The organism is Curtobacterium sp. MCBA15_004 (assembly GCF_001865055.2).
Lineage (GTDB): Bacteria > Actinomycetota > Actinomycetes > Actinomycetales > Microbacteriaceae > Curtobacterium.
This window is the reverse complement of sequence record NZ_CP126266.1, coordinates 1,667,850-1,687,979: the sequence shown is the minus strand read 5'-3', so window position 1 is coordinate 1,687,979 and position 20,130 is coordinate 1,667,850. Positions and strand designations below refer to the sequence as shown.

The following is a 20,130-nucleotide window of genomic DNA, read 5'->3' as shown; positions in this document are numbered from 1 at the left end:
GCCGCGCGCCGCCGACGCGCCTCAGCGCCGCCGGACCGGCGTCGTCACGACCTGCCCTGCGTGCGCGAACCCGCCGCCGAAACCGAACAGCAACGCCGGCACACCCTCGGGCAGCTCACCGCGCGACCACGCCTTCGAGAGTCCGAGCGGGACGCTCGCCGCCGAGGTGTTGCCCGACTCGACGACGTCGCGCACGACGTACTTCGACTCGCCGCCGAGGGCCGCCGCGAGCGGTTCGATGATCCGCAGGTTCGCCTGGTGGAACGCGAACACCTCGATGTCGTCGAGGGTGAGCCCGGCAGCCTCGACGACGGCGCGCGCGTGCCCCTCGGCCTCGGTGATCGCCCATCGGTAGATCGACCGGCCCTGCTGCGTGAAGTACTCCGGGTCACGCGTGACGAGCACGGCCTCGTTGAGGTGCGGCACGCTCCCCCACGACACGGGCCCGATCTCGGCGGTGTCGGAGGCACCGAGGACCGCTGCCCCGGCGCCGTCACCGACGAGGACACAGGTCGAGCGGTCGGACCAGTCGGCGATGCTCGAGAGCGTCTCCGAGCCGATGACCAGTGCGGTGTCGGACGCCCCGACGCGGATCGACTGGTCGGCCAGCGCCATGGCGTACTCGAACCCGCTGCACGCAGTGTTGATGTCGATCGGTGCGGGCCCGTTCGTCATGCCGAGCGCGGCGGCGACACGTCCGGCGGTGTACGGCGACCGTTCGCGGTGCGTGGTCGAGGCGACGATGACCAGACCGATGTCCGACGGCTGGAGCCCGGCGTCGGCGATGGCGTTGCGGCCAGCCTCGATGGCCATCGAGACGACCGAGTCGTCCGGTCCGGCGATGTGCCGGGTCTTGATCCCGGTCCGGGTGGTGATCCACTCGTCGTTCGTGTCGACCATGGTCGACAGTTCGTCGTTGGTGAGGACGCGCGAGGGCTGGTGGTGCCCGAACCCGAGGATCCGGCTGCCACGGAGAGCTGGGGTGTTCATCCGCGGCACGCTACTCCTGTCGACCGGCGCCACATGCCCAGCGCGGCATGCGCGTCGGGTGCTGGTGCCAGATCAGGCGCGGCAGGAGTGGCAAGCGCCGGGTGCGCGACAGACGCGGCGGGCGCCGAGTGCGCGGCAGTCGCGGAACGCGCCGCATGCACGGCAGGAGCGGCGGCCGCCTTGTGGACGGCACGAACGGCGTCCGCGGCCCGCCCACCAACACCCGCGTCACTCCCGCGCCGCCGCCGTCGCCCGGTCGTTGGCCCGCTTGATCGCCTCGACGAGCTCGTCCTTCGTCATCGACGAACGTCCGTGCACGTCGAGTCGTCGCGCCACGTCCATGAGGTGCGCCTTGGTGGCGTTCGCGTCCACCCCGCCCTCGGTCGTCCCGGACCCGCGCGTCCCCTCGGCGCCGGAGTCGGACGGACCGCGGTGGTCCTTCTCCTCCCAGTGGTCACCGACCTTCTCGTACTCGTGCTTCACCGCGGCGAAGGCCGTGCGGTGGGCGCGTTCGCCGGGGCCGTAGGTCTCGTTCGCCGAGTCGAGCGTCTTCTCGAAGATCTCCTGCGCGTGCTCGGGCGAACGTCGCAGGGTGCTCGGGATCTCGTCCTTCGCGGGCATCGTCGTTCCTCTCGTCGATCGGTGCTCCCCTCGTACACCCCGCACCTGGCGACACCGACGGAACGCCCCGGCGCACCCCGCCGGGTACTCCCAGGGCCTGGCTCCCCCAGCCCACGCCGCGTAGACCGGCCACATGGACTACACACACCTCGGTCGGACAGGGTTGTCAGTGTCCCGAGCAGTGCTCGGCACCATGAACTTCGGCCCGGAGACCAGCGAGGACGACTCGCACGCGATCATGGACCGAGCCCACGAGCTCGGCGTGAACTTCTTCGACACCGCCAACGGCTACGGCGGCTCGGTGGGCAAGGGTACCACCGAGGAGATCATCGGCCGCTGGTTCGCGAAGGGCGGCGGTCGTCGCGAGAAGACCGTCCTCGCGACGAAGGTCTACGGCGAGATGATCGACTGGCCGAACGGCGGCAAGCTCTCGGCGTACAACATCCGGCAGTCGCTCGACGCCAGCCTCCGGCGCCTGCAGACCGACCACGTCGACCTGTACCAGATGCACCACGTCGACCGGGACACGCCCTGGGACGAGATCTGGCAGGCGATGGAGCTCGCCGTGCAGCAGGGCAAGGTGCTCTACGTCGGCTCGTCCAACTTCGCCGGCTGGCACATCGCCCAGGCGCAGGAGGCAGCCGCGCACCGGAACTTCCTCGGCCTGGTCAGCGAGCAGTCGATCTACAACCTCGTCGTCCGCGACGTCGAACGCGAGGTCCTGCCCGCCGCCCGCCACTACGGCCTCGGGGTCATCCCGTGGTCACCGCTCCAGGGCGGGCTGCTCGGCGGCATCATCGAGAAGACCGAGCAGGGCTCGCGCCGGCTGTCGGGCCGGAGCGCCGAGTACGTCGAGGGACACCGGGACCAGCTGACGGCCTACGAGGCGCTCGCGAAGGACCTCGGCCACACCCCGGGCGAACTCGCCCTCGCGTGGCTCCTCCACCAGCCCGGCGTCACGGCGCCGATCACCGGCCCCCGCACGATGGAGCAGTGGGAGTCGGCGGTCCGCGCGACGGACGTCCGCCTGGACGACGCGACGCTGGCGCGCCTCGACGAGCTGTTCCCCGGCCACCGCACCTCGCCCGAGGACTACGCCTGGTGAGCTGACCAGCGGCGGCCGACCGGCGCAGTCCTGCGCCGTCGGCCCACCCCACGCCGCGGTCGCGGCCACGGACGGGAGGCGCGGTGCGGGTCGCTCCGACCCGCTCCGCGCGACCTCACCCGCACACGACGAAGGGCCCCGCGCCGTGCGCGGAGCCCTTCGTCCCGACCGGTCCGACCCTGCGGGCCCTTCCGGCCGACCGGCCCTACCGGACCGAGACCGGGGTCTTGTCCGACTCCTCGTAGAGGACGTAGCCCTCTTCACCGTGGACCGCGGTGTCGATGCCGGCGACCTCGTCCTCGGTCTTCACACGGAAGCCGATGGTCTTCTCGATGGCGAACCCGATGACCAACGCGAGGACGAACGAGTACGCGCCGACCGCACCGGCCGCTGCCGCCTGCTTGCCGAGCTGGACGAACGAGCTTGAGTAGATGAGCCCGGTCGTGTTGGCGAAGATGCCGAGGTAGAGCGTGCCGAACACGCCGCCGACCAGGTGGACGCCCACCACGTCGAGCGAGTCGTCGAAGCCGAGCTTGTACTTGAGGTCGATCGCGAAGCAGCAGACCACGCCGGCGAGGAAGCCGAGCAGGATGCCCCAGCCCGGGGTGAGGTTGGCGCAGGCCGGGGTGATCGCGACGAGACCGGCGACGGCACCCGAGGCGGCGCCGACCGAGGTGGCCTTGCCGTCCTTGATCTTCTCGATGAGCAGCCAGCCGAGGACCGCGGCAGCGGGGGCGGCGAGCGTGTTCACCCAGGCGAGGGCTGCGGTGCTGTTCGCGGCACCGGCCGAACCGGCGTTGAAGCCGAACCAGCCGAACCACAGGATCGCGGCGCCCAGGAGGACGAAGGGCGGGTTGTGCGGCTTGTGCGCGCCCTTGGCGAAGCCGACGCGCTTGCCGAGCACCAGGGCGAGCGCGAGACCCGCGGCACCGGCGTTGATGTGCACTGCGGTGCCACCGGCGAAGTCGATGACGCCCCACGTCGCTGCCCAGCCCGAGGTGAGGTTGAAGACCCAGGAGGCGACGGGGAAGTAGACGACCGTGACCCAGATGCCCGCGAAGACCATCCAGGCGCCGAACTTCGCACGGTCCGCGATGGCGCCGGAGATGAGGGCGACGGTGATGATCGCGAACGTTGCCTGGAACCCGACGAACGCCAGGTCCGGGTACGTGGCGGCGAGCTTCGTGGCCTGCGACTGCTCGAACGCCTGGCCGAGACCGATCTGGTTCCAGTCGATGCTGAAGAAGCCGACGATGCCGGACACCGCGGTGTGGTCACCGGTGTTCGCGAAGGCGATCGCGTAGCCGTAGAGCACCCAGAGGACGCCGACGAGCGCGATCGCGCCGAACGACATCATCATCATGCTGATGACGGACTTCGCCTTGACGAGACCGCCGTAGAAGAAGGCAAGGCCGGGTGTCATGAACAACACCAGTGCAGCCATGATCATGATGAAGCCGGTTTGGCCCTGATCGAGCATCTGTTCACCTCTCGCGCGAATGCTGTGCGGCTCTCGGTCCGCCTCGGGTGTTCAGAGTCTGGCGACGCGGTGTTTCACGAGGGGGCACGAACTGTTTCGCGGGTGTAACGCCGCGACGCGGCGTGTGAACGTTGTGTTTCGTGGGCCTCCGACGTCGCCGTCAGGAGGCGGGGCAACGGCTGTGCCGTGTCGGACGGGAGGCCCGTGGCGGGCACGTCCACGGGCCTCCCGTCCGGTGCGGGGCCCGGTCCAGGGCGCGCACCAGCGCGAGGGCGGCGAGCAGCGCGCGACAGCGCGACAGCGCGACAGCGCGACAGCGCGACAGCGCGAGGTCGGTCAGCAGTCAGCAGTGCGCGGCAGCGCCGTCACTCCGCAGCGCGCGACAGCGCCGTCAGTCGGCAGCGCGCGACAGCGCCGTCAGTCGGCAGCGCGCGACAGCGCGACGACGCGCGACGCGGCGCGCAGGTACTTCTTGCGGTAGCCCCCGTCGAGCATCGCCTGCGGGTAGACCTGGTCGAGCGGCGTGCCCGAGGCGACGATCCGCACCTGCGCGTCGTACAGCCGGTCGACGAGCGCGACCCACCGCAGGGCGTCGGTCTGGTCGGTGAACGCATGGGCGTCGGTGAGCCCGACGGCATCGAGCCCCTCGACGAGCGCGACGTACTTCGAGGGGTGCACGGTCGCGAGGTGCGCGACCACCGCGCGGAAGTCGTCGAGCGTGGTCGCACCGGCGGGCAGCTCCCCCGCGACGTCGTCCACCACGCGGGCCGACTCGTCGACGGCGCGGCGGCGGTAGTCGAGGCCGTCGATCCGCATCGTCTCGAAGCGGTCCGACATCGCCTGGATCTCGCGGAGGAAGTCCTGCGCCGCGAACCGGCCCTCGCCGAGCGCGCCGGGCGGGGTGTTCGACGTCGCAGCGAAGCGCGTGCCGGTCTCGGCCAGCTCCTTGATGAGCCGGGTCATCACCATCGTGTCGCCCGGGTCGTCCAGCTCGAACTCGTCGATGCAGACGAGCGACGTCCCGCGCAGCAGGTCGACCGTGCCCTGGAACCCGAGCGCCCCGACGAGGGCGGTGTACTCGATGAACGTGCCGAAGGTCTTCCGGGACGGCTCCGCGTGGTAGGCGGCGGCGAGCAGGTGCGTCTTGCCGACACCGAACCCGCCGTCCAGGTAGACCCCCGAGCGTGCAGGTGCCTCGGGGGCCTTCCGACGGCCGAACAACCCGCGCCTCGCGGGCTCCGGGCGAGTGGCGACGAAGGCCTCGACCGCGTCGCGCACGGCGGCCTGCGACGGGTACTCCGGGTCCGGGCGGTAGCTCGCGAAGGACGCGTCGGCGAACTGCGGCGGCGGCACGAGTGCGGCGGCCATCTGCTGCGGCGTCACCTGCGGGTCGCGGTCGACGAGGTGTCCGGGCACGGAGGTCACTGCGGGGGAAGCCAATCGAGGGGCCCTTCGGGAAGCTTGTCGTGCGGTGTCACGTTGCAGGTGGCGGTCGGTACGTCCGCGTACCGTTGCCAGCAGGCACCGAGGTCCGATCCTAGTCTCGGCCCGCCCGACGTCACGCCCTGGAGGTACCCCCGATGACCGCACCGGTCGACCCGTCCGAGAAGTTCGCCGCCTACGCCCACCCGGAGCGCCTGGTGTCGACCGAGTGGCTCCAGGAGCAGCTCGACGCCGGGGTCGGTTCGCCCGACCTGGTTGTCGTCGAGTCCGACGAGGACGTCCTGCTCTACGAGACCGGCCACGTCCCCGGTGCGGTGAAGATCGACTGGCACACCGACCTCAACGACCCGGTGCAGCGCGACTACGTCGACGGCGCCCGGTTCGCCGAGCTCGTCGGCGGCAAGGGCATCGGACGCGACACCACGGTCGTCATCTACGGCGACAAGAACAACTGGTGGGCCGCCTACGCCCTCTGGGTCTTCACGCTCTTCGGCCACGAGGACGTCCGCCTGCTCGACGGCGGCCGCGCCAAGTGGATCGCCGAGGACCGCGCGCTGACGCGGGACCGCACCGAGGTCGCGCCCGTCGAGTACCCCGTGGTCGAGCGCCGCGACGACGAGGTCCGTGCCTTCAAGGAGGACGTGCTCGCCCACCTCGGCAAGCCCCTCATCGACGTCCGGAGCCCCGCCGAGTACGACGGCTCCCGCACCACCGCCCCCGACTACCCGGAGGAGGGCGCCCTCCGCGCCGGCCACGTCCCCACCGCCGTGAACATCCCGTGGGCCACCGCGGCCGCACCGGACGGCGCGTTCAAGACCCGCGAGGAGCTCGACGCCGTGTACCGCGACGGTGCCGGCATCGGTGACGCCGACGAGGTCGTCGCGTACTGCCGCATCGGCGAGCGGTCGAGCCACACCTGGTTCGTCCTGCAGCACCTGCTCGGGTACGAGAACGTCCGCAACTACGACGGATCGTGGACCGAGTGGGGCAGCGCCGTCCGCGTGCCGATCGCCGTCGGCAGCGAACCGGGTACCGTTCCCTCCCGATGAGCACCGAACTCCCCCAGTCCCTCGCCGAGATCCGCGACGACTTCCTCGAGCTGACGCAGCAGGACCGCCTCCAGCTGCTCCTCGAGTTCTCCGACGAACTGCCCGCGCTGCCCGAGCGGCTGCAGGGGCACGAGGACGAGCTCGAACGCGTCGAGGAGTGCCAGTCCCCCGTGTTCATCACCGTGACGGTCGGTGCCGACGGCGACGAGCCCGACGTCGTCCGCATGCACGCCACCGCGCCGCGCGAGGCACCCACCACCCGGGGCTTCGCCTCGATCCTCGCGCAGGGGCTGTCCGGCCTGACCGCCGAGCAGGTGCTCGCCGTCCCGACCGACTACCCGCTGACCCTCGGGCTGAGCGAGGCGGTCAGCCCCCTGCGCATCCGCGGGATGGTCGGGATGCTCGGCCGGGTGCAGCGGCAGGTGCGCGCGGCGGTCGCCGCCTGACGGCGACCGCCTGATCACGACCCCCTGACGGACGGGAGGCACGGTGCCGGCTGGCACCGTGCCTCCCGTCCGTCAGCCGGTCGCGTCTACCGGGCGCTGGTCGCGTCGGTCGGCTGCACCACCTCGGTCAGCCACGCGAGGATGCGGGCGTCGAACCAGTCGGCGTCGTGGTTCCAGAGCTTGGTGTGCCGCGCGGTGGTCTGCACCTCGAGCCGGACGATGTCCGGCCGCGCCCGCGCGAGGTCGTGCGACGCGGACGACGGCACGAACCCGTCGTCGTCGCTGTGCAGGATGAGGATCGGCACCGTCAGCTCGTCCGAGCGGGCGACCATGTCGAGCTCGCGCAGGTCGACCGGGCGCTGCAGACCGGCGACCCGGTGCAGGACGGGTGTGCGGAGGACGCGCTGAGCGACCTTGCGGACCGGCCGCGGCAGCTTGAGCACCCGGCTCTGCGACTTCAGCACCGCGTGCCAGTCGACGACCGGGGACTCGAGGACGACGCCGTCGACGAGTCCGGCGAACCGAGAGCGGACGAGGGTCTGCAGCACGACCGCGCCGCCCATCGACCACCCCATCAGCACGACGCTGCTCGCACCCCGCGCGGACAGCCACCGGAGGACCGCGTCGACGTCCTCCCACTCGGTGCTGCCGAGGCCGTACCGACCGTCGGCGCTCCGCGGGGCGACGCCGTCGTTCCGCCACGACGCGAGGACGACCGAGTAGCCGGCGGCGCGGAAGACCGGCACCGCCCGGATCGTCTCGGCGCGGGTCACGCCGCGGCCGTGCACCAGGACCGCCCACGGTGCGTCGGGGTCGTCGGCGCGGACGACCCAGGCCGGTGCGGGACCGTTCGGCGTGGGGACGTCGACGTCCTCGACGGGGACGTCCAGCTCGCCGGGGGTCAGGTAGAACCAGCCGCCCCAGCGTCCGCGTCGCGCGGCGGTCGGGTCGCCCGCGTCGACCGCGATGATCCGCCGGGTGACCGTCGTCTCCGTCGTGCCGAGGACCTCGCCGATCCGCATGTGCCCGGTACCGCCGCCGAACCACAGGCTGTAGCGGCCCTGCAGCTCCGTGTCGGCGGTGCGTTCGAGCGTGACGGTCATCGCGTCGGTGTCGACGGCGTGGATCGGGACGCGTTCGGTGCGCTTGCGGTCGGGCGTCACGACGGCACGGGCGACGGCGGCGACGAAGCCACCGACCACCGCGGTGGCGACGGCTGCCGCCGCGATGCCCGCCCCCAGGGCGACGAAACCGGCCGATCGTGCGGTCTCCTGGACGACGTCCTCGGCGGGTCGCGCGGATCGGGACATGGCCGGGAGCCTAGTCTGCATGCGTGTCCGATTCCCGAGAGCCCGAGGCCTTCGCGCGACTGCGTGCGTTCGTCGAGTCGGGCGGGACCCGCACCGAGACCACCGTCACCGAGATCCCCTCGCCCTCGCGGATCGCGCCGTACTCGATCGCCCTCGCGGCGGACGTCAGCGGAGCCGTGCACGGCATCGACTCGGACCTCGGGACCGGCCGGTTCATCGCCCTGTACGACCCCGAGGAACCCGAGGGCTGGGGCGGCGCGTTCCGCGTCGTGACCTTCGCCCAGGCGCCCCTCGAGCCGGAGATCGGCGTCGACGAGTTCGTCGCCGACGTGACGTGGAGCTGGCTCGTCGACGCGCTCGCGGCGCACGGCGCGACGTACGACCGGGCATCGGGGACGGCGACCAAGATCATCTCGCGCGGCTACGGCGACCTCGCGGCCCAGGGGGACGGCGCACAGCTCGAGCTCCGGGCCTCGTGGACGCCCCGCGACGAGGACCTCACCGCGCACGTCGAGGCCTGGGAGGAGATCGTGGCGATGCTCGCCGGTCTCCCGCCGGCCTCGGACGGCGTGACGCTGCTGGCTCCGAGGAGGACCACGAAGTGACCGACCCCGCCGCACCCGCCGGCACCCCCGCTCCGTCCGGCTCCCCCGCCGAATCCGGCGGCGCCGCTGCCTCGGGTCGCACCGCAGCGTCCGGCGACGCCGCTGCCTCCGGTCGCACCGCAGCGTCCGGCGACGCCGCTCCGACGGGCCGCACCACGCGCGGCGGCGGCGCCACGCGTCCGGCGGACCCGGCGTTCGAGGCCGCGCACGCCACGGTGCACGTCATCGAGGAGCACGACGAGTACCTCGAGGCCGTCCGTGCGATCGCCGCCGGCCACGGGCCCGTCGCGGTCGACGCCGAGCGCGCCAGCGGCTACCGGTACTCGCAGCGGGCGTACCTCATCCAGGTCTTCCGCCGCGGCGCGGGCGCCTTCCTGTTCGACCCGATCGCGATCGGCGACTTCTCCGAGCTGCAGGACGCGATCGTCGACGAGGAGTGGCTGTTCCACGCCGCCTCGCAGGACCTGCCCTGCCTGCAGGAGGTCGGCCTGGTCCCGACCCGCATCTTCGACACCGAGCTCGGGGCCCGTATCGCCGGGTTCCCCCGCGTGGGCCTCGGAGCGGTCGTCGAGCAGCTGCTCGGCATCACGCTCGCCAAGGCGCACTCGGCCGCCGACTGGTCGACCCGACCACTGCCGCAGGCCTGGCTGGTCTACGCCGCGCTCGACGTCGAGCTGCTCCCCGACCTCCGCGACGCGCTCGCGACCGAGCTCGACGCCGCGGGCAAGTCGCGCATCGCCGCCGAGGAGTTCGCGGCGGTCCTCGCACGAGCCCCGAAGCCGCCCCGCGCCGAGCCCTGGCGTCGCCTGTCCGGCATGCACGCCCTGCGCGGTGCACGGGCCCTCGCGATCGCCCGGGCGCTGTGGACGGCCCGTGACGCGTTCGCGCGCGAGACCGACGTCGCGCCCGGCCGGACGATCCCGGACTCCGCGATCGTCGCCGCCGCCGCTGCCGCCCCCGCGACGAAGGCCGAGCTCAGCGCGGTCAAGGCCTTCACCGGCCGCGCGAGCCGCTCCGAACTCGACCGCTGGTGGGCCGCCGTGGAGGAGGGCCGCACGACGGACGACCTGCCGAAGCTCCGCGGCTCCGGCGAGGCCACGCTGCCGCCGCCCCGCGCGTGGGCGGAGCGCAACCCGGAGGCCGACCGCCGGTACAAGGCGGCCCGTGCGGCGGTCGTCGCCCGGGCGGAGGAGCTCGACCTGCCCGTCGAGAACCTGCTCACGCCGGAGACCCTCCGCGTGGTCTCGTGGGACCCGCCGAAGCCGATCGCGACCGAGACCGTGGGCGCCGCCCTCGCGTCCCACGACGCGCGGCCGTGGCAGGTCGAGGAGACCGCTTCGCTCATCGCACACGCCTTTGTCGCAGACGCACAGGAGCCTGCTGCGGAGAGCAACACCGACTCGTAGGAACACCCCAACGGGCATGCGTCCGCCCAGCCTCGGGGCATAGCGTCGAGGCCGTCGCCGGGTGCAGCCCGGCAGGTCGGGGCGACAGGTGTCCCGACTCGATCAGTGAGGATCTGGAGGCCCAGATTGCCCAAGGCATCAGACGTCGTCTTCGTGGACGGCGTTCGCACCCCGTTCGGACGAGCAGGCGAGAAGGGGGTGTTCTGGAAGACCCGCGCGGACGACCTCGCGGTCCACGCGATGCGGGGGCTCCTCGACCGGAACGCCCAGCTCGACGGAGCGGCGGTCGACGACGTCGCCGTGGCCGCCACCACCCAGCAGGGCGACCAGGGCCTGACCCTCGGCCGGACCGTGGGCATGCTCGCCGGGCTGCCGAAGTCGGTCCCCGGCTACGCCATCGACCGCATGTGCGCGGGCGCCATGACGAGCGTCACGACGCTCGCCGGCGCGATCGCCTTCGGCGCCGCGGACGTCGCGATCGCCGGTGGCGTCGAGCACATGGGGCGCCACCCGATGGGGTTCAACGCGGACGTCAACCCGCGCTTCGTGGCCGAGCGCATGGTCGCGAGCGACGCGCTCGTCATGGGCAGCACGGCCGAGCGCCTGCACGACCGTTTCCCCGCCATCACGAAGGACCGCACGGACGCCTTCGCCGTCCAGTCCCAGCAGCGCTACGCCGCCGCCTGGGGCGCCGGCAAGCTGCAGCCCGACGTGGTCCCCGTCGAGGTCAACACCGGACAGGGCTGGGACGTCGTCACGGCGGACGAGCCGCCGCGACCGGGCACCACCCTGGAGGCGCTGGCCGCCCTGCGCACGCCGTTCCGGCCCCACGGACGGGTCACCGCCGGCAACGCGGCCGGCCTGAACGACGGCGCCACGATGAGCCTGCTCGCGTCCGAGGAGGGCGCCAAGCAGCACGGCCTGCCGACGAAGATGCGCATGGTCTCGTTCGCCTTCGCGGGCGTCGACCCCGAGGTCATGGGCATCGGCCCGGTCCCCGCGACCGACAAGGCGCTCCGCAAGGCCGGGCTGACGATCGACGACATCGGTCTGTTCGAGATCAACGAGGCGTTCGCCGTCCAGGTGCTCGCCTTCCTCGACAACTACGGCATCGCGCAGGACTCCCCGAACGTGAACGCCTGGGGCGGCGCGATCGCCGTCGGGCACCCGCTCGCGTCGAGCGGTGTCCGGCTCATGAACCAGCTCGCGGCGCAGTTCGCCGAGCGGCCGGACGTCCGGTACGGCATCACCACGATGTGCATCGGGCTCGGCCAGGGCGGGACCGTCATCTGGGAGAACCCGAACTTCAGCAAGAGCGCGGCACGGAAGGCGGCCTGAGCATGACCACCACCCCGATCGACCAGCTGACCGCGCTGAGCGAGGACGAGGTCGTCACGCACTCGTACGTCAAGCACGTGGCGCTGCCCTCCGGTGGCACCCTCGCGCTCATCACGCTCGACAACGGCAAGGACTACAAGCGTCCGTCGACGCTCGGCCCGCGCACCATGCGCGAGCTGTCCGACGTGCTCGACACCCTGCGCGACGAGGCCGCGAAGGGCGACGTCCAGGCCGTCGCGATCACCGGCAAGGAGTACTGCTTCGCCGCCGGCGCCGACCTGTCGCAGGCCGCGGCGCTGCCGTCCCGCGAGGTCGCACACGAGCTCGGCGTGCTCGGGCACGCGACGCTCCGGAAGTTCAGCGACCTGGGGGTGCCCTCGTTCGCGTTCGTGAACGGGATCGCCCTCGGCGGCGGCCTCGAGGTCGCGCTGCACTGCACCTACCGGGTGTTCTCCTCCGCAGCGCAGGGCATCGGTCTGCCCGAGGTGTTCCTCGGGATCATCCCCGGCTGGGGCGGGGCGACGCTGCTCCCCCGCCTGATCGGTCCGGAGAAGGCGCTCCGCGTCATCGTCGAGAACCCGCTCAAGAACAACCGCCTGATGGACGGTCCGGCCGCGGTCGAGATCGGCATCGGCGACGCCCTCATCCCGTCGGTCACGTTCCTGCCCTCGGCGGTCGCGTGGGCCGACGGCGTCGTGTCCGGTCGGACGAAGGTCAAGCGCGCCAACGAGCCCGGGATGCTCGAGAAGGCCGCGTGGGGCACGGTCGTCAAGGTCGCCCGCCAGCAGGTCGCGTCGAAGATCGGCACGGTGCCGAAGTCGCCGTTCCGCGCGCTCGACCTCGTCGCCGCCGCGAAGTCCGGCTCGCTCGAGGAGCGCTTCGCGGGTGAGGACGACGCACTCGCCGACCTCCTCGCCGGGGACCAGTTCGCGGCGTCGATGTACGCGTTCGACCTCGTCCAGAAGCGCGCGAAGCGTCCGGTGGGTGCCCCCGCCGACGTCGAGGCGAAGAAGATCACGAAGGTCGGTGTCCTCGGCGCCGGGCTCATGGCGTCGCAGTTCGCGCTCCTGTTCGCCCGCCGCCTCGGTGTGCCGGTCGTCATCACCGACGTCGACCAGGCGCGCGTGGACGCGGGTGTCGAGCGCATCCGCGGCGAGGTCGCCAAGCTCCGCGAGAAGGGGCGCATCTCCCCCGACGACGCGAACCGGATCTCGGCGCTCGTCAGCGGTTCGGTGTCCTACGACGCGTTCGCGGACGCCGACTGGGTCATCGAGGCCGTCTTCGAGGAGATGAGCGTCAAGCAGGAGGTGTTCCGGAAGATCGAGCAGGTCATCGCCCCGGACGCGATCCTGGCGACGAACACGTCCTCGCTGTCGGTGTCCGAGATGGGCTCGGTCCTGTCCGACCCGTCGCGGCTCGTCGGCTTCCACTTCTTCAACCCGGTCGCCGTGATGCCCCTGCTCGAGGTCGTCCGGACCGAGCAGACCTCGGACGAGACGCTGGCAACCGCGCTGGCCGTCGCGAAGACGCTCAAGAAGACCGCGATCATCACGGCCGACCAGCCGGGCTTCGTCGTGAACCGGGTGCTCGCCCGTGTCCTCGGCGAGGCCATGCGCGGCGTCGAGGAGGGCACCTCCTTCGAGACCGTCGCCGAGGGTGCGGCACCGCTCGGCCTCCCGATGTCGCCCTTCGAGCTGCTCGAACTGGTCGGCCTGCCGGTCGGCGCGCACGTGCTCGACTCGCACCACGCCGCCTGGCCGGAGCGCTTCTACCCCGGTGACGGGCTGAAGCGCATCGCCGAGCACGGGACGATCCTGACCCGCGACAAGAAGGGCAACGCGACCGGGTACGACCCCGCTGCCGTGAAGCTCGTCGCACCCGCGAAGAAGGACGCGAAGCCGGTCGACGCCGCTGAGATGCAGCGCCGGTTCGAGGACGCCCTGGCCGACGAGGTGCACCGCATGCTCGAGGACCACGTGGTCGAGCACGTCGAGGAGATCGACCTCGGTCTGATCCTCGGCGCCGGTTACCCGTTCCAGGCCGGTGGCATCAGCCCGTACCTCGACCGTTCCGGTGCCTCGGAGCGGGTCTTCGGCGGCACGTTCCACGACCCGGCGATCGTCGGCCCCGCCTCGCGCTAGCCGCGCCCTGCACGAGCGGAAGCAGCTCGCGCCACGGATCCCCGTGGCGCGAGCTGCTTCCGCTTGTGCGCGAGCACGTCGCGGCGCCGAGCGGCGCCCGCGGCGCCGAGCGGCGCCCGCGGCGCCGAGCGGCACGCCGCCGCGGCCGCCGCCAACCCCTGCACAGCGGAAAGCACCGCGCGCCACGGATTCCCGTGGCGCGCGGTGCTTTCCGTTGTGCGCGAGCACGTCGCGCCGCCGCGCGCCGCGCGGCACGCCCCGCGCACCGCGCCCTCAGCGCCCGGCGGACTCCCGCGACCGCGCCGGCTTCGCCTGCGGCACCTTCGTCCCGACGACCTGGTCGATGACGTCCCGGGCGATCACCTGCGCGGTCAGTCCCGCGTCCGCCAGGATCTCGGACCGCGACGCGTGGTCGATGAACGCGTCCGGCAACCCGAGTTCGTTCACACCCGTGTCGACCCCCGCGGCGCGCAGGTCCTGGCGCAGCCGCGTGCCGACTCCGCCGACGCGCACGCCGTCCTCGATCGTGATGACGAGCCGGTGCTCGCGGGACAGGTCGACGAGCGACCCGGGGACGGGCACGACCCAGCGCGGGTCGACGACGGTCGCGCCGATCCCCTGCGCCTCGAGCAGCGCCGCCGCGTCGAGCGCCACGGGCACCATCGAGCCGACGGCCACGAGGAGCACATCCGGCTCCTGTCCGTCGGCCGGGTCGCGCAGCACGTCGACCCCGTCGGCCAGTCGTCGGAGCGCCGGCAGGTCCGGGCCGACCGACCCCTTCGACCAGCGCAGCACGGTCGGTGCGTCGTCGACGGCCACGGCCTCGCGGAGTTCCTCGCGCAGCGTGACGGCGTCCCGGGGTGCCGCGATGCGGATCCCGGGCACGACCTGCAGCAGCGCGAGGTCCCACATCCCGTGGTGCGACGGCCCGTCCGGCCCGGTGATGCCGGCACGGTCGAGGACGAACGTCACCCCGGCGCGGTGCAGGGCGACGTCCATGAGCACCTGGTCGAACGCCCGGTTCAGGAAGGTCGCGTAGAGCGCCACCACGGGGTGCAGCCCGCCGTACGCCAGGCCGGCGGCGGTCGTCACGGCGTGCTGCTCGGCGATGCCGACGTCGATGACGCGGGACGGGTGCCGCTCCTGGAACAGGTGCAGCCCGGTCGGGCGGAGCATCGCAGCGGTGATCGCGACGATCCGCTCGTCCTCCGAGCCGATGTCCGCGAGCGTCGAGGCGAACACCGACGTCCACGACGGCCCCGACGACACGTCGAGCGACTCACCGGTCTCCGGGTCGATGTGCCCGACCGCGTGGAACTGGTCGGCCTGGTCGCGGAGCGCCGGCTCGAAGCCGTGCCCCTTCTCGGTGATCGCGTGCACGATCGTCGGCGCGCCGTAGGCCTTCGCCTGCCGGAGCGCCGCCTCCATCGCGCGCTGGTCGTGCCCGTTCACCGGACCGATGTACTTGATGTCGAGGTTCGAGTACAGCGCCTCGTTGTTCGTGAACCGGGCCAGGAACCCGTGCAGCCCCCCGCGCAGCCCACGGTAGAACGCCCGACCGGGGGCGCCGAAGTGCGATGCGACCGCCTGCGACTTCTCGAACAGCGCGCGGTACTCGCGGCGCGTGCGCACCGAGCTGAGGAACCGGGCCATGCCGCCGATCGTCGGGGCGTAGGACCGCCCGTTGTCGTTCACGACGATCACGAGCCGGCGGTCGTTGCTGTCCGAGATGTTGTTGAGCGCCTCCCACGTCATCCCGCCGGTCAGCGCGCCGTCACCGACGACGGCGACCACGGTGCGGTCGTCCTGCCCGGTCTGCCGGAAGGCGCGGGAGATGCCGTCCGCCCAGGACAGCGACGACGACGCGTGCGAGGACTCGACGATGTCGTGCTCCGACTCGCGCCGCTGCGGGTAGCCCGCGAGCCCACCCCGCTCCCGCAGCCGCGAGAAGTCCTGCCGCCCCGTGACGAGCTTGTGCACGTACGACTGGTGCCCCGTGTCGAACACGAACGGGTCGTGCGGGGAGTCGAACACGCGGTGCATCGCGAGGGTGAGCTCCACGACACCGAGGTTCGGCCCCAGGTGCCCGCCGGTCTTCGCGACCTCGGCGACGAGGAACCGCCGGATCTCCGCGGCGAGGTCGGTCATCTGCGCGTCCGACAGACGCTTCAGGTCACGCGGCGACGTGATGCTCGAGAGCAGGCTCACGGGCGCTCCTTTCGTGGGGCAGGCCCCCACACTATCCGCGCGACCGGACGACGGACTGGAGGCCCGTGGCGGTGTCGCCACGGGCCTCCGGTCCGTCAGATGGTCGCGTCAGCGACCGGTGCGCGCGTCGCGCGCCGTGCTCACACGAGCGAGCGGAGCACGTACTGCAGGATGCCGCCGTTGCGGTAGTAGTCCGCCTCACCGGGGGTGTCGATGCGGACGACCGCGTCGAACTCGACGGTCTGCTTGCCCGCCGGCGAGTGCTCGCTCGGCTCGGCCGTGACGTGCACGGTCTTGGGCGTGCGGCCCGCGTTGAGCTCGGTCAGACCGGAGATCGAGACGACCTCGGTGCCGTCGAGCCCGAGCGAGTCCGCTGACTCTCCCGCCGGGAACTGCAGCGGGACGACGCCCATGCCGATGAGGTTCGAGCGGTGGATGCGCTCGAAGCTCTCGGTGATGACCGCCTTGACGCCGAGCAGGTTCGTGCCCTTGGCCGCCCAGTCACGCGACGAGCCGGAGCCGTACTCCTTGCCACCGAAGATGACGAGCGGGATGCCCTGCTCCTGGTAGTGCTGCGACGCGTCGTAGATGAACGACTGCTCGCCGTCGGCCGTGGTGAAGTCGCGGGTGTAGCCGCCCTCGACCCCGGCGCCGTCGTTGGCCGAGGCCAGGAGCTGGTTGCGGAGACGGATGTTCGCGAACGTCCCGCGGATCATCACCTCGTGGTTGCCGCGACGCGACCCGTACGAGTTGAAGTCCTTGCGGTCCACACCGTGCTCGTCGAGGTAGCGACCCGCGGGGCTGTCCGCCTTGATCGAGCCGGCCGGCGAGATGTGGTCGGTCGTGACCGAGTCGCCGAGCTTCGCGAGCACACGGGCACCGGAGATGTCCGACACCGCGTCGGGCTGCATCGTCATGCCCTCGAAGTACGGGGGCTTCCGGACGTAGGTCGACTCCTGGTCCCACTCGAACGTGTCGCCCGTCGGGGTCGGCAGGTTCTTCCAGCGGTCGTCGCCCTCGAACACCGAGCCGTACTCGTGCGTGAACATCTCGGTGTCGATCGAGGTGTCGATGACCTGCTGCACCTCGGCCGCGTCGGGCCAGATGTCCTGCAGGTAGACGTCGTTGCCGTCCTGGTCGGTGCCGAGTGCGTCGGCGTCGAAGTCGAAGTGCATCGACCCGGCGAGGGCGTACGCGATGACCAGCGGCGGCGAGGCCAGGTAGTTCATCTTCACGTCGGGGTTGATGCGGCCCTCGAAGTTGCGGTTGCCCGAGAGCACCGCGGTCACGGCGAGGTCGTTGTCCTGCACGGCCTGCGAGATCTCCTCGGGCAGCGGGCCCGAGTTGCCGATGCAGGTGGTGCAGCCGTAGCCGACCGTGTAGAAGCCGAGCTCCTCGAGGTAGCTGGTGAGACCGGCCTTCTCGTAGTAGTCGGTGACGACCTTCGAACCCGGCGCGAGGGTGGTCTTCACCCACGGCTTGGCCTTCAGGCCCTTCTTCGCCGCGTTCCGGGCGAGGATGCCCGCGGCCATCATGACCGAGGGGTTCGACGTGTTCGTGCACGAGGTGATCGCGGCGATCGCGACCGCGCCGTGGTCGATCGTGAACGTGTCGCCGTCGCCGACCGTGACCGAGGTCGGCTTCGAGACCGTGCCGGGCGCGCTCGACGCGTGCACCGGGACCTCGGACGCCTGGGCGTCCTGCAGGTCGTCGACCGCGTGCTCGTCGCCGGGCGCCGCGGCGACCGGGTCGGATGCCGGGAAGGTGTCGGCGACGGCCTTGTCCTCTTCCGAGTGGTCGATGCTCGCGTAGTTGGCGAGGTCGACCTCGAACTGGTCCTTGGCCTTCGACAGCTCGATGCGGTCCTGCGGACGCTTCGGGCCGGAGATCGAGGGGACGACCGTCGACAGGTCGAGCTCCATGTACTCCGAGTAGGCCGGCTCGACCGAGGGGTCGTGCCAGAGGCCCTGCTCCTTGGCGTACGCCTCGACGAGGGCGATCTGCGCGTCGTCGCGGCCGGTCAGGCGCAGGTAGTCGAGCGTGACGTCGTCGACGGGGAAGATCGCGGCCGTCGAGCCGAACTCGGGGCTCATGTTGCCGATGGTCGCGCGGTTCGCGAGCGGGACCGCCGAGACGCCCTCGCCGTAGAACTCGACGAACTTGCCGACCACGCCGTGCTTGCGGAGCTCCTGCGTGATGGTGAGCACCACGTCGGTCGCGGTGACGCCGGCCGGGATCGCGCCGGACAGTTTGAAGCCCACGACCTTCGGGATGAGCATCGACACCGGCTGGCCGAGCATCGCGGCCTCGGCCTCGATGCCGCCGACGCCCCAGCCGAGCACGCCGAGGCCGTTCACCATCGTGGTGTGCGAGTCGGTGCCGACGAGGGTGTCCGGGTACGCGTAGAGCTCGCCGTCGAACTCGCGCGTGTACGTGACCTTCGCCAGGTACTCGATGTTCACCTGGTGGACGATGCCCGTGCCCGGCGGGACGACCTTGAAGTCCTCGAACGCGGTCTGGCCCCAGCGGAGGAACTGGTAGCGCTCACCGTTGCGCTCGTACTCGAGGTCGGTGTTGCGCTGCAGGGCGTCCTCGCGACCGAACAGGTCGGCGACGACGGAGTGGTCGATGACCATCTCGGCCGGGGACAGCGGGTTGATCTTGTTCGGGTCGCCGCCGATCTGCGCCATCGCCTCGCGCATGGTGGCGAGGTCGACGATGCAGGGCACGCCGGTGAAGTCCTGCATGACCACGCGGGCCGGCGAGAACTGGATCTCGGTGTCCGGGTCGGCCTCGGGCTTCCACGAGCCGAGGGCGCGGATCTGCGCTTCGGTGACGTTGGCCCCGTCCTCGGTGCGGAGGAGGTTCTCGAGCAGCACCTTCAGGCTGTACGGGAGCTTCTCGTGCCCGGGCACGGCGTCGATCCGGTGGATCGCGTAGTCGACACCCCCAACCGACAGTGTGTCCTTCGAGCCGAAGCTGTTGACTGCAGCCACTGTGCCGCCTCCCTGGTGATCGGTGTGCCCTCATCCTCGTGGGCCGCGGACCGTCCCACCAGCAAGGCAAACCTAATCCCGGGGCCGTGCGAGCGCCGCCGGGAAACTGTCTCGATGTCGAGACAACCCTACACCGCGGCGGTGTCGTCCCGACGCGTGAACACCGTGCGGACGAGCAGCCACGTGACCCAGAGCACGGCGGCGTAGAGCGGCACGCCGAGGATCAGCTTCAGCCCGGCGAGCAACTCGACCTGCGCCGTCAGGTACAACGGCACCTCGACGGCCAGGCGGAGCGCGAACAGTCCGACCCAGACCCACGTGGCCACCGTCAGGACCCGCCGCTTCGCGAGATCCGCGCGCCAGTCGACGTGCGAACCGTCCTCGGCCGCCGGCAGCAGGAAGCCGACGACGACGCCGATGAGCGGCCACCGGACCGCGAGCGACACGAGCAGTCCGACGAGCCACACGGCGTTGATCACGATGCCGGGGATGAAGTTCGTCTCGGCACGTCCGGTCAGGAGCGCGAGCCCGGCGGACACGGCCACGCCGAGGATGCCGGCGAACGACATCGTCACGGACTGCCGCTGCACCAGCCGGAGCACGACGAAGACGAGCCCGACGACGACCGGGATCACGACGCTCGGGACGAGCTCCTTCGTGATCGTGTAGACGACGAGGAACGCCAGGCCCGGAAGGATCGACTCGGCGAGCCCGCGGATCCCACCGACGGCACCGAGCAGGTCGCGGCCCGACGGCGTCTCGCCGGGTGCGACGCGGGCGATCCCGGCGTTCTGCACCGCGGCGCGGAACTGCTCCGAGAAGGTCGGCTGCGCCGCACCGGGCTCGCCCGCCACGGACGCACCCGTGCCGGACGCACCCGTACCGGCCGCGAGCGTGTCGGACGCGTCCGTCGGGACCGCGCCCGTGTCGGGACGTGGGCTGTCGTCGTGGACCGGCACCGTGCCTCCAGGCCTGATCGTGTGTCGGGACGG

At 71.7% G+C, this 20,130-nt stretch carries 15 protein-coding genes; 7 read left to right on the top strand and 8 right to left on the bottom strand.

Features of this window, described 5'->3' with window-relative positions:
• Window positions 1-21: 21 nt before the first annotated feature.
• Both QOL16_RS07930 and QOL16_RS07925 read right to left on the bottom strand, forming a co-directional pair.
• On the bottom strand, window positions 22-990 hold the full coding sequence (locus QOL16_RS07930; RefSeq protein ID WP_065963900.1) for a beta-ketoacyl-ACP synthase III: 969 nt from the start codon (window positions 988-990) through the stop codon (window positions 22-24).
• 228 nt (window positions 991-1,218) lie between these two features.
• Window positions 1,219-1,611, bottom strand: a complete 393-nt coding sequence (locus QOL16_RS07925) for a ChaB family protein (RefSeq protein WP_065963902.1) — start codon at window positions 1,609-1,611, stop codon at window positions 1,219-1,221.
• A 133-nt stretch (window positions 1,612-1,744) separates the two neighbouring features.
• Here QOL16_RS07925 and QOL16_RS07920 point away from each other — a divergent pair, with 133 nt between their 5' ends.
• Window positions 1,745-2,716, top strand: a complete 972-nt coding sequence (locus tag QOL16_RS07920) for an aldo/keto reductase (RefSeq protein WP_065963906.1) — start codon at window positions 1,745-1,747, stop codon at window positions 2,714-2,716.
• A 205-nt stretch (window positions 2,717-2,921) separates the two neighbouring features.
• On the opposite strand, the gene QOL16_RS07915 is transcribed toward QOL16_RS07920, so the two are convergent.
• Together QOL16_RS07915 and zapE are read right to left on the bottom strand one after the other, a co-directional pair.
• Window positions 2,922-4,196: an ammonium transporter gene (locus QOL16_RS07915; protein WP_065963908.1), complete on the bottom strand. Its 1,275-nt coding sequence runs from the start codon at window positions 4,194-4,196 to the stop codon at window positions 2,922-2,924.
• Between the two features lie 417 nt (window positions 4,197-4,613).
• Window positions 4,614-5,564, bottom strand: coding sequence for a cell division protein ZapE (gene zapE, locus QOL16_RS07910; RefSeq protein ID WP_083395082.1), 951 nt, complete (start codon window positions 5,562-5,564; stop codon window positions 4,614-4,616).
• A 212-nt stretch (window positions 5,565-5,776) separates the two neighbouring features.
• On the opposite strand from zapE, the gene QOL16_RS07905 reads away from it, so the two are divergent.
• Window positions 5,777-6,688, top strand: a complete 912-nt coding sequence (locus QOL16_RS07905; RefSeq protein WP_071284936.1) for a sulfurtransferase — start codon at window positions 5,777-5,779, stop codon at window positions 6,686-6,688.
• A complete protein-coding gene (locus tag QOL16_RS07900; RefSeq protein WP_065963913.1) occupies window positions 6,685-7,134 on the top strand; it encodes a SufE family protein in 450 nt (149 codons plus the stop codon). The genes QOL16_RS07905 and QOL16_RS07900 overlap by 4 nt, the downstream gene beginning before the upstream one ends.
• Window positions 7,135-7,220: 86 nt before the next feature.
• Here the strand turns inward: QOL16_RS07900 and QOL16_RS07895 are convergent, their stop codons facing one another.
• Window positions 7,221-8,444, bottom strand: coding sequence for a S9 family peptidase (locus tag QOL16_RS07895; RefSeq protein WP_071284935.1), 1,224 nt, complete (start codon window positions 8,442-8,444; stop codon window positions 7,221-7,223).
• 23 nt (window positions 8,445-8,467) lie between these two features.
• Between QOL16_RS07895 and QOL16_RS07890 the strand changes: the two genes are divergently transcribed.
• The 4 genes from QOL16_RS07890 (at window position 8,468) to QOL16_RS07875 (ending at window position 13,934) form a co-directional block, all read left to right on the top strand.
• Window positions 8,468-9,049: a DUF3000 domain-containing protein gene (locus QOL16_RS07890; protein ID WP_065963916.1), complete on the top strand. Its 582-nt coding sequence runs from the start codon at window positions 8,468-8,470 to the stop codon at window positions 9,047-9,049.
• Window positions 9,050-9,264: 215 nt separating this feature from the next.
• The gene (locus QOL16_RS07885) at window positions 9,265-10,455 is read left to right on the top strand and encodes an HRDC domain-containing protein (RefSeq protein ID WP_071284946.1); all 1,191 of its coding nucleotides are present in this window, start codon (window positions 9,265-9,267) and stop codon (window positions 10,453-10,455) included.
• Between the two features lie 126 nt (window positions 10,456-10,581).
• A complete protein-coding gene (locus QOL16_RS07880) occupies window positions 10,582-11,793 on the top strand; it encodes a thiolase family protein (protein WP_065965055.1) in 1,212 nt (403 codons plus the stop codon).
• Window positions 11,794-11,795: 2 nt separating this feature from the next.
• Entirely contained in the window at window positions 11,796-13,934 is a 2,139-nt protein-coding gene (locus tag QOL16_RS07875; RefSeq protein ID WP_071284934.1) for a 3-hydroxyacyl-CoA dehydrogenase NAD-binding domain-containing protein, read from the top strand.
• Window positions 13,935-14,207: 273 nt separating this feature from the next.
• Here the strand turns inward: QOL16_RS07875 and dxs are convergent, their stop codons facing one another.
• From dxs to QOL16_RS07860, 3 genes are all read right to left on the bottom strand, one after another.
• A complete protein-coding gene (dxs, locus tag QOL16_RS07870) occupies window positions 14,208-16,142 on the bottom strand; it encodes a 1-deoxy-D-xylulose-5-phosphate synthase (protein WP_071284819.1) in 1,935 nt (644 codons plus the stop codon).
• A gap of 140 nt (window positions 16,143-16,282) precedes the next feature.
• A complete protein-coding gene (locus QOL16_RS07865; protein ID WP_071284818.1) occupies window positions 16,283-19,138 on the bottom strand; it encodes an aconitate hydratase in 2,856 nt (951 codons plus the stop codon).
• Between the two features lie 128 nt (window positions 19,139-19,266).
• Window positions 19,267-20,097 carry a DUF3159 domain-containing protein gene (locus QOL16_RS07860; RefSeq protein ID WP_083395048.1) on the bottom strand — a complete coding sequence of 277 codons (831 nt, stop codon included), beginning with the start codon at window positions 20,095-20,097 and terminating at the stop codon, window positions 19,267-19,269.
• Window positions 20,098-20,130: the final 33 nt, after the last annotated feature.